The organism is Intestinimonas timonensis (assembly GCF_900626145.1).
GTDB lineage: Bacteria > Bacillota > Clostridia > Oscillospirales > Oscillospiraceae > Intestinimonas > Intestinimonas aquisgranensis.
The window spans coordinates 37,607-52,427 of record NZ_LR130816.1 but is presented as its reverse complement, the minus strand read 5'-3'; the positions used below and the strand labels follow the sequence as shown (position 1 = coordinate 52,427).

14 protein-coding genes and 1 pseudogene are annotated in these 14,821 nt (G+C 60.6%); 10 read left to right on the top strand and 5 right to left on the bottom strand.

Annotated features, from left to right (window positions below; genetic code table 11):
• Positions 1-342 precede the first annotated feature (342 nt).
• From E0E29_RS00255 to E0E29_RS19160, 5 genes and pseudogenes are all read left to right on the top strand, one after another.
• Entirely contained in the window at positions 343-1,359 is a 1,017-nt protein-coding gene (locus E0E29_RS00255) for a hypothetical protein (protein WP_130848112.1), read from the top strand.
• A 177-nt stretch (positions 1,360-1,536) separates the two neighbouring features.
• Positions 1,537-1,648: pseudogene (locus tag E0E29_RS19165) on the top strand (transposase domain-containing protein); the annotation flags it as partial.
• 234 nt (positions 1,649-1,882) lie between these two features.
• Positions 1,883-2,107: a hypothetical protein gene (locus E0E29_RS00245; RefSeq protein WP_130848111.1), complete on the top strand. Its 225-nt coding sequence runs from the start codon at positions 1,883-1,885 to the stop codon at positions 2,105-2,107.
• 98 nt (positions 2,108-2,205) lie between these two features.
• Positions 2,206-2,508, top strand: a complete 303-nt coding sequence (locus tag E0E29_RS00240; protein ID WP_130848110.1) for a hypothetical protein — start codon at positions 2,206-2,208, stop codon at positions 2,506-2,508.
• 33 nt (positions 2,509-2,541) lie between these two features.
• A complete protein-coding gene (locus tag E0E29_RS19160) occupies positions 2,542-2,784 on the top strand; it encodes a PF20097 family protein (RefSeq protein ID WP_423202424.1) in 243 nt (80 codons plus the stop codon).
• Positions 2,785-3,105: 321 nt separating this feature from the next.
• On the opposite strand, the gene E0E29_RS00235 is transcribed toward E0E29_RS19160, so the two are convergent.
• Genes E0E29_RS00235 through E0E29_RS00220 form a run of 4 tightly spaced genes read right to left on the bottom strand, consistent with a single transcriptional unit; the run spans position 3,106 to position 5,637 of the window.
• Entirely contained in the window at positions 3,106-3,471 is a 366-nt protein-coding gene (locus tag E0E29_RS00235) for a response regulator (RefSeq protein WP_130848109.1), read from the bottom strand.
• 15 nt (positions 3,472-3,486) lie between these two features.
• Entirely contained in the window at positions 3,487-3,954 is a 468-nt protein-coding gene (locus E0E29_RS00230; protein ID WP_130848108.1) for a chemotaxis protein CheX, read from the bottom strand.
• Entirely contained in the window at positions 3,932-5,491 is a 1,560-nt protein-coding gene (locus E0E29_RS00225) for a DUF342 domain-containing protein (protein ID WP_130848107.1), read from the bottom strand. The genes E0E29_RS00230 and E0E29_RS00225 overlap by 23 nt, the downstream gene beginning before the upstream one ends.
• On the bottom strand, positions 5,377-5,637 hold the full coding sequence (locus E0E29_RS00220) for a hypothetical protein (protein WP_130848106.1): 261 nt from the start codon (positions 5,635-5,637) through the stop codon (positions 5,377-5,379). The genes E0E29_RS00225 and E0E29_RS00220 overlap by 115 nt, the downstream gene beginning before the upstream one ends.
• A gap of 360 nt (positions 5,638-5,997) precedes the next feature.
• Between E0E29_RS00220 and pyk the strand changes: the two genes are divergently transcribed.
• The 5 genes from pyk (at position 5,998) to E0E29_RS00195 (ending at position 14,029) form a co-directional block, all read left to right on the top strand.
• Positions 5,998-7,422, top strand: a complete 1,425-nt coding sequence (gene pyk, locus E0E29_RS00215; protein WP_242622315.1) for a pyruvate kinase — start codon at positions 5,998-6,000, stop codon at positions 7,420-7,422.
• A gap of 415 nt (positions 7,423-7,837) precedes the next feature.
• Positions 7,838-9,874 carry an LTA synthase family protein gene (locus tag E0E29_RS00210; RefSeq protein WP_130848104.1) on the top strand — a complete coding sequence of 679 codons (2,037 nt, stop codon included), beginning with the start codon at positions 7,838-7,840 and terminating at the stop codon, positions 9,872-9,874.
• 10 nt (positions 9,875-9,884) lie between these two features.
• Positions 9,885-10,211 carry a hypothetical protein gene (locus E0E29_RS00205; RefSeq protein ID WP_130848103.1) on the top strand — a complete coding sequence of 109 codons (327 nt, stop codon included), beginning with the start codon at positions 9,885-9,887 and terminating at the stop codon, positions 10,209-10,211.
• 22 nt (positions 10,212-10,233) lie between these two features.
• Positions 10,234-12,306, top strand: a complete 2,073-nt coding sequence (locus E0E29_RS00200) for a serine hydrolase domain-containing protein (RefSeq protein WP_130848102.1) — start codon at positions 10,234-10,236, stop codon at positions 12,304-12,306.
• Between the two features lie 136 nt (positions 12,307-12,442).
• Complete coding sequence (locus E0E29_RS00195; RefSeq protein ID WP_130848101.1) at positions 12,443-14,029, top strand: MBL fold metallo-hydrolase RNA specificity domain-containing protein; 1,587 nt, start codon at positions 12,443-12,445, stop codon at positions 14,027-14,029.
• A 73-nt stretch (positions 14,030-14,102) separates the two neighbouring features.
• Here the strand turns inward: E0E29_RS00195 and E0E29_RS00190 are convergent, their stop codons facing one another.
• Positions 14,103-14,753: a YitT family protein gene (locus E0E29_RS00190; protein WP_130848100.1), complete on the bottom strand. Its 651-nt coding sequence runs from the start codon at positions 14,751-14,753 to the stop codon at positions 14,103-14,105.
• Positions 14,754-14,821 lie beyond the last annotated feature (68 nt).

The following is a 14,821-nucleotide window of genomic DNA, read 5'->3' as shown; positions in this document are numbered from 1 at the left end:
GTCACATTTGATGATGTCACAATCCGTAACTCGGCCACACGTCTGAATGTGCGCGTGGATAACAATCGTCATTATGATAATACGTATGGCTCTGCCTCTATTAGGCTGGGCACCTATACGCTTGTATATCTGAGAACGAATGGCAGCGGGAGCAGTCAGGGTGGAGACGATCTTATCCTGAATAGTGGGGATTATATCACAGTTTGGTCCTCCACAGACAGGGGCGGTGTGGACGTTGGCACCGTGTACGTCTCCGCGGAGTAATCAGACCTAATAATCTGGAGAGGGGCCCTTCCAGGGCCCTCTCTCCGGTTTGATTTGACCGGAAAGGATGGGGAAGATATGAAACCTGTTTTTCGCCGTATGTTGGCCGGGCTGCTCTGCGCGGCCCTGCTGGGCTCGATGGCGGCAGCCTCTGCCGCCGCGCCTGCCGCCCATGTTACGGCCTATGTGCAAAATGTTTATGTGGACGGCCAAGACGCTGAGTTCGCCAATGCGGAGGGCAAGAAAACATATCTGTTTTCTTGCAACGGGACCGTCTATATGCCCGCCAACACCGCCGCCGACTGGTTGGGCTGTACGCTTTCAGTGGACCGGGCCGCCGGGAAAGCCGCTTTTGCCACAGGCAAGGAGGTACTTGTTCGGACGAAACTCAGCAACAGCACAGTGCCATTGAACGATGCGGATTTCGCCGTGTTGGACCGCTATTTTGAATCGGGGGCCGATGTCCAGCTGCTCAGTCAATTTACCGTGACGGTGGACGGGTCGCCCTGGACCTTTGCCAGCGGCGGAACTGCCCTCTATCCCTTCTTTGTGGACGACACCCTCTATCTCCCCCTCCGGTCCGTGGGCGAGCGGATGGGCAAGGTGGTGACCTGGGTGCCCGAGCTGGTGGGGGTCCCACACTATAAAAGCGAACTCATCAGCATCGACACCCCCGCCACCCAGGCTCAGCTCCAGGAGATGCAGACCTATCTGGACCAGGCCTACGCTCTCTACTGGAAAGCAGTAGAAGTGGGGCAGACCCTGGTAGACGCGTCCGATCTCCCCGGTGCGGAGGCCGCCGACATGCTGGACCAGGTCAAGGGCTATCTGCGGCAGATTGGCCAGCTCCCCGCCCCCTCCCACCACTACCTGGACAAACATGAGCTTCCGGATCTGGCCGTCAATACCATGGTATTCAGCAATCTTGATTATTTCAGCGCCGCCCTCCGTGCCGGTGCGCTCACATTCCAGGATGCGGTCTATGGGGGAATGAAATCCGATGTGTCTGTCACCCTCATGGGGCGTTACGGAATCCTCAACGACGCCCAAAACGGCTTGAACCGCTTCGCTGCCTCTATGTCTGCGGCGGGCTGACGGCTGACCGAGCCATCTTTTCCGGAAAGGAAGGACGACCTTGAGACGAAACCTCCTGCTGGCGGCGCTGCTGCTGCTCTCCATCCTCTGCATGCTCCTCGCCGGAGGCGCCGCCGGGCCGTCCTGAGTGAAACGGAGGCCAACGGCGTGGAGACCGGCTGACGGCCCGGAGCGGACCGGAAAAACTGGCTCTTTTCCAACACCCCGGCCGGCGCCCAGTCCAGCGCTGTGATCTACAGCCTGATTGAGACCGCAAAGGAGAACGACCTGGATCCCTACCGCTATCTGGTTTGGCTCCTGCACAACGCGCCTGACATGAGCCAGACGGATGAAGCCTGGGCCGAATCTTTCCTCCCGGTGAACGCACCCCAGGAATGCAGAAGTCCTAAATCATAATAGAACTGCAGGCCGCCATCTCAATGCACAGGCACTGAGATGGCGGCCTTTTTATGCGCAGGGAGATTTGACGGTTACTTTAGGGTTAGCAGGGACTGAGTTTTCGTACATTGAAGAAGCGTGCTTGGTGGAACTCGAAGCATACCGTGATAGTGAAGTTGAGCTCAATTCATATTCTGTCCTTGTCCCAAAATCTGATGCAGCAGAAAAAGTATTTGGCACCTATAATGGAACTACGTTTTACTATACTACGACCTCTGAGGCGGAATATCGTAAAGAGGTAAAAAAACACTTAAAGATAGTGATAATGATCCTGATTGGAATGCATGGATTATCGGAGCGGTTAATGTAGGAATGTGCTTTGCATCATGGAAGGTAAGCCTGCCATATACGCTTGTTAGTAATGTCCTTGGAGCTGAAGCAGCCTATACAGTTGAGAAGGACACCTTTATGAGATATGTATATCAAGTTGCACCAGAAACACGTACAGTGTATAAATATGTTAATGGTTCGAAGAAAATTGGAGTAATTGATCAGAAAGGTACTTTGGATATTAAAGTCAACTACTGCCCTGTTGGGCTGGGATTCAAAAAATCAGATTATTTAATTAGAGATCTTTCGAACCAAAAAACAGAGGTAAATAATTACTCTAATACAGATTCCGTCTTAAAAACAGCTTATACATATAGCAATCGAAATGCTCAATGGGTAGATATCTTAGAGTATTATGATTTTGAACAGATCTGGGAATAACCTAATAAAATCATAAAGATGAGGTGGAGATAGATGAATTGCCCATATTGTGATGAAGATATGGAGGAAGGATGTGTTGGGACACGGGAAGGATATGGACTCTTTTTTGTCAAACAACCGGCGAAATTGCCTTCGGTTTTTGACACAAAAAGCCAGATTGAAGCAGAAGGGACCATCATATTAGATGGCCCTCGACACACACGCATTAAGGATTCCTACTGTCCCGCGCATTTGTGCCGGAGCTGTGGTAAAATCATTCTTGATTGTGGTGGATAAAGGGACCGCGGTTCCCATATAGTCGGGAAAGGTATGGTAGCTTAAGCCCGTCGAAAAAGTCCGAGCCCCTTTCGTTTATGGAATGCACAGATTTTTTTCAGAAAAGTGAAACGAACGACCTCAGCGCAGATGCTCTCCATCCTCTGCATGCTCCTCGCCGGAGGCGCCGCCGGGCCGTCCTGAGTGAAACGGCGGCCAACGGCGTGGAGACCGGCTGACGGTCCGGAGCGGACCGGAAAAACAAATTGGAAAAGAACGGACGCCCCGGGGACGGCTCAACATGAGCCGTCCCCGGGGCGTCCGTTTGTCAACGGATCTTGTTCAGGCGGAAAAGGCGTTGTCGATGGAGAGCAGGACCTGGTCTCCGTCGAAGGGCTTGTAGACAAAGCCCAGGGTGCCGATGCGCTTGGCCTCGTCGATGGTGTCGTCGTAGGCCAGGGAGGAGATCATGATGATCCGGGCATCGGGGTGGCGCTGGAGCAGCAGCCGGGCGGTCTCCAGGCCGTCCATGCCGGGCATGAGGATATCCATGGTGACCAGATCGGGCTGGACGGTCTCATAGGTCTCCAGAGCCTCCTCGCCGCTCTGGCAGCAGGCCGCGACCTCGTAGTCGGTATCGGACAGGATCTTTTCAAGCTGCAGCTGGGCGATGCGGGAATCGTCCACGATCATGATTTTTTTCGCCATAATATGATAACTCCTTTATTTGGTTTCATGAGCGGGAAGCTGGTGGATCAGTTGAGCGCGTTCGTTGCTGCCGCTCACATAGCTGAGCACGCAGCAGGGAGAACCCTCGCCGTCCGGCGGGTGCAGCCCGGAGTAGAAACGGGGAATGCGGAAACGAGAGGAGATATGGGCTGCCTGAAAGAGCCTTGCCACAATATGCCCGCAGATCACATTGAAATACTCTTTCATAAAATCCTCGATGTCCTGAAGGGAGAACGTCTCCTCCTGCATGGCGGACTGTGCCAGCTTGGTGAGCAGCGCGGTGTCCATATAGAGGGTAAGATCGGCTTCATAGCCGCCCTCAAAGGTGGTACAGACCGTACAGACATCGCCCGATGGCGCACTGTCCTGCTTGCACGGATAGATCCTTGCCATGCGGTTGGTGATGTCCTGCATGACGCGGTCCAGAATGTCCAGGATCTCATTTTGCGTGAGGGGGATCAAGAGAGGAAGCCTCCTTTTCGGAAAATCGTATGGGACCGACCAGACCGTTTTTCAGGCCGATGGCGCACTCCTGCATGACTCGGCTGACGCGGTAGGAGGCGTGGTCCACGGTCACCACGGTGCCGGGGTAGACCGCGCCGCAGTTCAGGCGCCGATGGTCCTGGTCGGGAGAGGGAGGGAGGTGCTCAGCGCTGTTTTCCAGCCGCTTCAGCTTCATCTGGGCCACGTAGAGCCCCATCCGCTGCTTGGAGAGCGCCTGGTTCCGGTCCGGACACTCCGGGGTGGACTCCAGGGCCTGGAGGGCCGCCTCGGCGGCCTCCACCTCAGCCTGGATCTGCCTGCGCTCCAGATCTTCACAGGGCATGCCGCCCAAAATGATGTTGGTGAGGCGCTCGGCCTTGGAGCCCACGGTGGCGGCGTCCACCTCCTGGGCGGCGCGGATGGTGCCCCCAATGATGACGCCCCGGCCGGTGCGCACCCGGACAGTACCGTTGCTGTATACCTCACAGTCGATGACGCAGTCGGACTGCACGCTCTCCTGGGCATAGACCCGACAGTGTTCCAGATACTTGGCATAAACGCTCCGATGGGCCTGGATGACACCGTGGTCCTGGCCCTGCACGCCGCTGGAGACCACCAGGTCCTGACCCGCCTCGATGGAGCAGTCCTCCACCGCGCCGTCGATCTGGATGCTGCCCATGGCCCGGATGGTGGCGCCCCGAAAGACGTCTCCGTGGATGTGGATATCCCCCAGGAAGTTGACGATACCGGTGTCCCCGGAGACATCTCCGGCGATATCCAGAACGGGCTTGACCTGGAAACTGCGGCCGGTATATTCCACATGCCCGTCCCGGGCGGTCAGTAAAAAGCGACCATCCTCGGAGAGCACAGTGTTCCGGCCCTGCGGCGCCTGGGCGGGATTTCCGGGTTTGGCGGGGAGCAGGCGGCCGGTCACGGTGTTGCCCGGACGGCCCTGGGTGGGCGGCAGAATCTCACAGATCACATCTCCCTGGCGGATGTCCTGGACCAGGCGCAGCGTTTCGTAATCGGCCTGCGCCAGTTCATCCACCGGAAGGTCGGCCTGCACCGTGCGGGGATAATGGCCCACGATGCTGCCGTCCTCGCCGGGTACCGGCAGCGCGCCGCCGGCGATGCGGAAAAGGCGGAAATACCGCTGGGGCTGAGTGGGGAGCTGTTCCAGAAGGTGCTTGTCCACGCCGTAGATGACCCCACGGCGGGCCAGCGCCTGCCCCAGCTGCTCCGTGGTGAGGGCGGCGCCATTTCCCACCGGGGGAAGGAAGAGCAGCCACGCGGCCATACCGTCGCTGGAGAGGTAGAGGAAGATCCCCTCGTTCAGATCAGCGCCGGTGTTAGGAGCGCTGCCGGTGAAGAGCCGCTGGATCCGCTTGGTGGCGAACCGGGTCAGGGAGATGACGAAGGGCGCATCCTCCCGGGAGAGCGTATGATGGAATCTCCGCTCTGACCACAGAGCAGGTCCAGGCGCAGCGGAACCCCGGAACCGGGGGTGGAGAGCCACAGATCCCGGAGGGCGCAGATGGGATGCTCCGGCGGGAAGGTGATCTCATGAGCGGTACGGGGAGCCGCGTCGTCTGTGTGGGCTCCCTCCGGCTGACTGCCCGGCGCCTGGTAGTGGGTGCTCCATGCTTGAGAGAAGTCGGTCATGTCATGCCTCCTTTCCCGACCCTTTCGGTCATTGTTCTGTAAATAATATCGTCTCCGACGGAAAAAACATAAGACGGGCACTGCCATAACATGGGAACACTGGAAAAGATTTTGAGATTGTGGGGAGATGACCTGCCTGGGTCACAAAATCAAAATTCCAATATCAGGATATTGGCTATTTATTACCGGGATGGATGGTGCTCACCCGGGTGGTGCTCAGGGCAAATTTCACGAAAGTGAAGAGTGCGTTTCTCATAGATTTCTAAAAAATTTTACTTCCAAAATGCAGAGGGATGTAGTATGATAAGTAAGTAGACTTTCATACGTAACAAACTTCGATACCTATCAGGAGGTATTCCTATGAGAAAGACGAAAGTGATCTGCACCCTTGGCCCCGCTGTCGACAATGAGGAGATGATGAAGGCGCTCATTCTGGGCGGCATGAACTGTGCACGGTTCAACTTCTCCCACGGCAGTCATGAGGAGCAGCTGGCCCGGCTGAACATGCTCAAGCATGTGCGGGACACCCTGGGCTATCCGGTGGCAACTATGCTGGACACCAAGGGCCCCGAGATCCGCATCAAGACTTTTGCCAATGGTCCTGTGACGTTGGAAAAGGGCAGTCACTTCGTTCTGGATACCGATGAGGTGGCCGGCGATGAAACCCAGGTCTCTGTGACCTACAAGAACCTCCACAAGGAGGTGGAGCCTGGCTGCCGTATCCTGGTGGACGACGGTCTGGTGGAGCTGAAGGTGGAGAAGCTGGAGGGCCATAGAATCCTCTGTGAGGTGGAGAACGGCGGCACGCTCTCCAACAACAAGTCCATCAACATCCCCGATGTCCACATCCAGCTGCCCTCCCTCACGGAGAAGGACAAAGAGGATCTGAAGTTCGCCGTGGAGAACGACTTTGACTTCATCGCCGCCTCCTTCGTCCGGAAGGCCGGCGACGTGGAGGACATCCGCGCCTGCCTGAAGGAGTACGGCGGAGAGGACATCCGCATCATTGCCAAGATCGAGAACCGGGAAGGTGTGGACAACCTGGAGGAGATCATCACCGCCTCCGACGGCATCATGGTGGCCCGCGGCGACCTGGGCGTGGAGATCCCCGCCCACGAGGTGCCCATCCTCCAGAAGAAGATGATCAAGGCCACCATCCGTCAGGGCAAGCCGGTCATCACCGCCACCCAGATGCTTGACTCCATGATCCGCAACCCCCGGCCCACCCGTGCCGAGGTCTCCGACGTGGCCAACGCCGTCTTCGACGGCACCTCCTGCGTGATGCTCTCCGGTGAGACCGCCTCCGGCAAGTACCCCGTGGAGGCTCTGAAGACCATGGTAGATACCGCCGTGGCCGCCGAGGGCGCCATCGACTACTGGGGCCGCTTCCGTGAGAACGCCCTCACCCCCGGCGTCTCCAGCATCAACGACGCCATCACCCACTCCTGCTGTCTGACCGCCATGGACCTGGGCGCCACCGCCATCCTGGCGGCCACCAAGTCCGGCCACACCGCCAAGGTCATCTCCCGGTTCCGGCCCGGCTGCACCATCGTCGCCGTGTGCCAGAGCGAGCAGACCCGCCGGCAGCTGGCCATCTCCTGGGGCGTGCACCCCTACCTCACCGGTGAGGTGGACTCCACCGACCGCCTCTTCTCCATGACCGTGGACGTGGCCCGGAAGGAGGGCGCCGTCAAGTGCGGCGATACCGTGGTCATCACCGCCGGCGTGCCCATTGGCCGCAGCGGCAGCACCAACCTCATCAAGGCCCAGGTCGTGGGCGAGTAATTTCATATCTTCAGCCGTACAGAGGCGGTCCTCAAAAGAGGACCGCCTTGAGCCTGTCGACAAAGTCGACAGGCTCTCTCAAAAATGCAGGCATTTTTTCGAAAAGATGCAGGCCGCTGCATCGCACTCGCTTCGCTCGCACGTTTGCGGCCTGAGCAGTGTTTTTTCCGAGGCACATGTCCCCGGAAAAAACAGACTGTACTTGATTCCGTCGTCTGCGGACGACGGAACTCTGCGAGGCTCTTGCACAAAATCTGACGTATATGCCCTTTTTCGACAACCTGAGGCGGTCCTCAAAAGAGGACCGCCTTTTTATGTAAGAAAAGCGTTATACCGGTGGTCTTGCTTTTGGAGGGGAGCCGTTGTAAAATGAACGGTAACGCTAAATTCTCTCGCGAAAAGGAACAAAACGACCATGAGCGTAAAGACCCCCGCAAAAAAGAAGAAAAACAAGAATAGGAAGAAAAAGAGCGCAGCCATTCTTCAACGCCCTCTGTATTACCGCCGGGACCGGCTCCTCCCCGCCGCAGGCCTGGCCGCCGCCATGTTTGCCGTCCTGATGGTGTACGGGCTCCCCCTGTGGCAATGCCTGTGCTGGGCGCTGGCGTTCGGTGCCCTCCTCCCGCTGGGCGTGACATTGGGAGACAAAGCCGCCGCCCGGTGCCGCTGGGCCGCCTTCGTCATCGGCCCGCTGCTCGCCTTCGTGCTGGTGGAGCAGATGAACTACAACTACCTGGTCTGGGAGGAGCTCACCCCCCTCCAGATCGGCCTGAACCTGGTGTGGTATTACATGCTTGCCGGCGTGCTCTACCTGGTCACCGGACGGGTGCGGCTGACGGCTGGGCTCACCACCGGGCTCTTTACCTTCGTGGGCCTGGCCAACCGGTACGTCATCCACTTCCGGGGCCGCACCATCTTCCCGGGCGACCTCCTCACCCTCCAGACCGCCGCCAACGTGGCGGGGAACTACGATTACACCCCCGATATCGTCCAGCTCTGGTGCCTGCTGGTGCTGGCCCTCTTCCTGCTGCTGCTTTGGAAGGTGCCCAAGCGCCCGGGGCGGCAGCGTCCCCACTGGCAGGCCGTCCTCCCTGTGGCCGTTCTCTCCGCCGTCTACCTGACGGTCTTCTTCCAGACCGACTTCCTCCGGCAGATGGAGATCGAGCCCTCCCTGTGGACCACCCGGGGCAACGGTTTTGTCCTCAACTTCTCGGTGTGCCTGCGGTACAGCACGGTGGAGGAGCCGGAGGATTACTCGCAGGAGACCCTAGCCTCCATCCGGCTGGAGACGGAGGAGAAGGGGGAGAGCGATCCCAATGCCGCCGGGGCAGAGACGCCGGTGAACCTCATCGTCATCATGAACGAGTCCTTCTCCGACCTGGCGGAGGTCTTTGATTTGGAGACCAACGAGGACCCCTTGCCCTTCTTCCACAGCCTCACCGAGAACACCATCCGGGGCACGGCCTACTCCTCCGTGTTCGGCGGCACCACGGCCAACTCGGAGTACGAGTTTTTGACGGGCAACACCATGGCTTTCCTCCCCGAGGGCACGGTGCCCTTCCACATGTACGTGGGGGAGGAGGAACCCAACCTGGGCGCCCAGCTGGGGAGCCTGGGCTACCGCACCGTCTTCATGCACCCCTACCTCTCCTCCGGGTGGAACCGCCGGGCGGTGTACCAGAGCTTCGGCTTTGACGAAATCTACTTCCAAAACGATTTTACCGATGTCAGCTACATGCGCAATTACATCACCGATCAGTCCAACTATGAGAATCTGGTGCGGCGCTACGAGGAAAAAGAGGACGGCGAGCCCCTCTTCATCTTCAATGTCACCATGCAGAACCACAGCGCTTACAGCGTGCCCTGGACAGGTCTGGACAAAACGGTGTGGCTCACCGGGGACATGGAGGGGCGCTACTCCACCGTGGACCAGTACCTCTCCCTGCTGCGGCAGTCGGACAGCGCCCTGGAGTACCTCATCAACTACTTCTCCCAGGTGGAGGAGCCCACCATGATCCTCATGTTCGGGGATCACCAGCCCCAGGTGGTCACTAACTTCTACACCGAGGTGCTGGGGGGCGACTTTGAGAAGGTGGACATTGCCACCGCCCAGCAGCGCCAGGAGGTGCCCTTCCTCCTGTGGTCCAACTACGATATCCCGGAGGCGGATGGCGTGACCACCTCCCTCAACTACCTGTCTTCGCTGCTCATGGAGACGGCCGGCCTGCCCCTGACGGAGTATCAGCAGTTCCTGCTCCAGCTCCACGAGACGGTGCCCGCCCTCAACTCTTTGGGCTATATGGATACCGACGGCACCTGGCAGAAGAGCCGTGAGACACTTTCGGAGGAGGCCCAGAACGGGCTCCTTCAGTACGAGTCCCTCCAGTACAACCTGCTCTTTGACAGTGAGGAGGAACGGCTGCCCGACTTCTTCACCCTGCCCGGCCAATAAGGAGGATCAGATGGAACAGGAATTTTATCTCCCGGTGCTCTCCCACTACGAAAACGACAACGGCTGGTCGGGGAGCCGGGGCCTGCTGTGCTACGAGATCGAAAAGCCCCAGGAGGGCACCATGCACGTGGTCATCTGGCAGGGCCCCTTTTGCCGAAAGTACGCCCGGCAGGAGGGGGAGGAGACCTTCCCGGTGAGCGAGGAGGGGATTGCCGCCATGCGGACCTGGCTCCTGGACCAGGCCGCCGCCATGAACGCCCACCCGCCCCGGACGGCGGAGGAGTGCCGGGCCTACTATGAGGAACTGACCAACGGCGAACCCAAGCCGGAGGGATAAACGGACAAAAGGAGGAATCGACATGGAATGGAAACGGATGCTCAGCGGCACCCTGGCGGGTCTCATCCTGGTGCCCGCCCTGACGCTGCCCGCCCTGGCCGCCCAGGAGACCGGAGCGGCGGGGGCGACCTTTGAGGACAAGGCTCTTCACGCCATCGAGCTGGCGGGCCAGTACGGCGGAGCCGACTCGGTGCGCTACGCCCTGTGGGAGGACGGCGAGATCACTGCCCAGGGGGGCTGGGGCGTCTACTCCAAAACGGAGAACCGGGCCCTCACCGAGGACATCCTCTATGGCATCGGCTCGGTGTCCAAGACCTACACCGCCGCCGCCGTCCTCAAGCTGGCCCAGGATGGCAAGCTCAAGCTGGAGGACCCGGTGACCAAGTACCTGCCCGGTTTCACCATGGCCGACGAGCGGTACAAGGACATCACCGTCCGCATGCTGCTGGACCACTCCTCCGGCCTTATGGGGGACACCACCCGGGATGCCTTCCTCTTCGGTGACACCGACGAGAGCGCCGCCGACGACCTGCTGGAGCGGCTGTCCACCCAGCGGCTCAAGGCCGACCCCGGCGCCTACTGCGTTTACTCCAACGACGGCTATACCCTGGCCCAGCTGGTGGTGGAGGCGGTGAGCGGCATGGACTTTATGGACTACCTCCACGCCGCCATTCTGGACCTGGCGGGCCTCACCAACACCTACGCCCCCGGGGACGACTTTGACACCGGCCTCCTGGCCAAGACCTACGCCTCCGCCGAGGACACCCGGGCCCTGCCCCAGGACACCGTGGGCATCGTGGGCACCGGCGGCCTCTACGCCACCGCCGCCGACCTTGCCTCCTTCGGCGGGCTTTTGTGCGGAAACGACCTGCTGAGCCAGGAGTGGCTGGACCTCATGAATACCGACTGGGCGGTGAAGGGCCTGTGGCCGGAGAACAGCGAGAACGACACCCTGGCCTACGGCCTGGGCTGGGACAATGTCCACCAGTTCCCCTTCAACCAGAGCGGCATCACCGCCCTGGTGAAGGGGGGCGACACCCTGCGCTACCACGCCTCCCTCATCGTCCTCCCGGAGGAGAACAAGGCGGTGGCCGTCCTCTCCTCCGGCGGCGTGAGCACCTACAATCAGCTGGCGGGAGAGCGTATCCTCATCGACGCCCTGGCGGAGGACGGGGTGACGGTGTATGAGACCTACGCCCTGCCCGAGTCCACCCCCGCCGTCATGCCGGAGGCGCTGAAGGCCAACGCCGGTACCTATGCCTCCCTGGGGCTGGTGGCCACCGTGGCCTTCCCCGACGACAAGACCATGACCCTGACCAACGCCGCCGCCCTGGGCGGGACGGTGCAAACCTTTACCTATCAGGCCGACGGCACCTTCCTGGATGAGACGGGCAGCTTCCTCATGAAGTTTGTCACCGAGGACAACGGCCGTACCTATCTCTATCAGGAGGGCTACACCGCTGTGCCTGGGCTCACCGTACTGGGTACCGCCAACTACGCCCTGGAGAAGCTGGAGCCCAACACCGAGGCCAGCCAGACGGCTCTGGACGCCTGGGGCGCCCGGGGCTCTGAGCTCTACCTCATCGTCAATGAGAAGTACACTTCCCAGGTCTACCTGTCCGGACCCTTTGCTGCCGTCACCTCCATGCCGGAGACCTCCGGCTACGTAGCCGGCTTCGAGCGCATCGTGGACGAGACTCTGGCCCGGCAGTATGTCCAGCTTCCCGGCACCGGCAGCCGCAACGGCGCCGATTACCAGATGGTCACCGTGGACGGCAAGGGGTACCTGAAGGCGGGGGATTACCTGTGCGCCCCGGCCTCCGGCCTGGGGAACCTCTACGCCGGAGCGGGCGCCTACTGCACCATCCTGGACGACGGCTACGCCCGGTGGTTCAACGTGGGAGATCTGGCTGGAAAGACCCTCACCGTCACCCTGCCGGAGACGGGCGGCGGTTTCACCGTCTATGACGCCAGCGGCGTCGTGACGGCCAGCTCCGTGGCCTACGGGGATACCTCCGCCGTGCTGCCCCAGGGCGGCTGGGTGGTCTTTGCCGGTGACGCCGGCGCCCGGTTCTACCTGAGCCTGTCTGAGTAAATGAAAAAAGGACCCGCCGACTGTGTCGGCGGGTCCTTCCGCGTTTGAGGGCAAATGTAAACTTTCCGGGATGCCTTTACAGGGGGGCGGCCAGGGGGTAGAATGAAGGTGACCAAAGAAACGAAGGAGGTGCCCCATGAAGCTCACATTTTTCGGCGCAGCCAAGGCCGTCACCGGGAGCTGCCACTGTGTGGAGGTCAACGGAAAGCGCATCCTCATCGACTGCGGACTCCAGCAGGGGCGGGACGAGCGGGACAACCGGGTGTTGGACTTCGCCCCCGGCTACATCGACTATGTCATCGTTACCCATGCCCACATCGACCACACCGGCCGCATCCCGCTGCTGGTGAAGCAGGGCTTCCACGGCAGGATTGTCACCACCCGCCTCACCGGACAGCTCATGTCCATCATGCTGCGGGACTCGGCCCACATCCAGGAGTCGGACGCCCAGTGGCAGAACCAGAAGGGCCGCCGGGCCGGCCGGGCGCCGGTGGAGCCCCTCTACACCATCGCCGACGCGGAGCACGCCATGGAGCTGGTGGAGACCTGCGAGTACGGGGAGCTGGTGGACCTCTGTGAGGGGGTGCGCCTCCGGTTCACCGACGCCGGCCACCTGCTGGGCTCGGCCTGCGCCGAGCTGTGGCTCACCGAGGAGGGTGTCACCCGGAAGATCGTCTTCTCCGGCGACCTGGGCAACGTGGACCAGCCCATCATCCGGGACCCCCAGACCATCGACGAGGCCGACTATGTGGTCATGGAGAGCACCTACGGCGACCGGCTCCACGAGCCGCCGGAGAGCTATACCGAGGCCCTGGCCCAGATTATCGACGAGACCTTTGAGCAGGGCGGCAACGTCATCATCCCCTCCTTCGCCGTGGGCCGCACCCAGGAGCTGTTGTACTTCATGCGGGAGATGAAGGAGGAGGGCATGGTGAAGTCCCACCCCGACTTTCGGGTGTGCGTGGACTCTCCCCTGGCCAACGAGGCCACCCGTATCTACTCCGGCAACCTCCACGGCTACCTGGACGAGGAGGCCATCGAGGCGCTGAAGGGGGGCGCCCTCTTCCAGTTCCCCGGCCTCACTCTCACCGAGACCAGCGAGGAGTCCAAGGCCCTCAACCTGGACACCAGCTCCAAGGTCATCCTCTCGGCCTCCGGCATGTGTGACGCCGGGCGCATCCGCCACCACCTCAAGCACAACCTGTGGCGGAAGGAGTGCACCATCGTCTTCGTGGGCTACCAGGCCGAGGGCAGCCTGGGCCGGGCCCTGCTGGAGGGCGCCAAGTCGGTGAAGCTCTTCGGCGAGGAGATCGCCGTCAACGCCCGCATTGTCAATTTCAAGGGCCTCTCCTCCCACGCCGACCGGGACCACCTCCTGGCCTGGGCAAAGCACTACGCCCCCAAGCCCCGGCACATCTTCGTGGTTCACGGCGAGGCGTCGGTCACCGAGATCTTTGCCCAGAAGCTGCGGGACGCCGGGCTTGCCGCCCATGCCGCCGAGTATGAGGAGGTCTACGACCTGGCCGCCGACCGGATGCTCTCCGCCGGTGTTCCCCTGCCGCCCAAGCCGGTGTCGGCGTCCGGCTCCCCCGCCTACCGGAAGCTGGAGGCTGCCGGTCAGGACCTCATGGAGGCCATCCGCCACAACAAGGGCGGCACCAACAAGGACCTGGCTCAGTTCGAAAAGGAGCTCATGGCCCTCATCCAGAAGTGGGACCGCTGAGTCGAATTGCTCGGGAAAGAAAAACGGGCGCACCATGTTTGGTGCGCCCGTTGGCGTAGAAAGTGTGAAATACTCACTGTGCTGTCTGGATCTCCGGCTCCTGTCCTTTCTCCGACGGACGGCCGAAGCTCTGTACCCGGCCGATGAGGAAGGAGGAGAGGGTGACGGTGATGAGGGAGTATAGGATGCGGGTAAAGGGGATATAGCTCAAAGAGAGGGCCAGCACGGTGAGGTCGGTGATGAGGTAGCACCGTGCGATGGGCCATTTGGAGAGGTGGGAGATGGTGAGGGCCAGGGCGTCGTCGCCGCCGCAGGCGCCGCCGATGCGCACCACCAGTCCCACGCCGATGCCCACGAAGAGAGCGCCCGCGATGGCAGCCACCACCGGATAGGCGCTAAGGTCGGGGAGGAGGGGCGGGAACTGCTCCCAAAGGCCGTGGAACACGGCAAAGGCCAGACTGGCGGTGACAGCGTACCGGGCGAAGGAATTACCCAGGAAGCGCCAGGCCAGCAGGTAGCAGGCGATGTCCATAACGGGGCTGGTGATGGCGGGGGAGAGCCCCAGCCAGTGCTGGAGGAAGAGGGTCATGCCCAGTACGCCGCCCTCGGTGACCTGAGTCTGCTCATGGATGTTGTAGAGCCCGAAGGATAAAATGGCGGAGCCCAGCAGGATGATGCCGTAGGTGCACAGAAGGGACTTTGCTTTTTCCCTGGGGGAAGACATGATAAAACTCCTAACTTAAGATAAATAGTACCGCCACATTATATCAAAAAAGTGCCGCACAGGCAAGG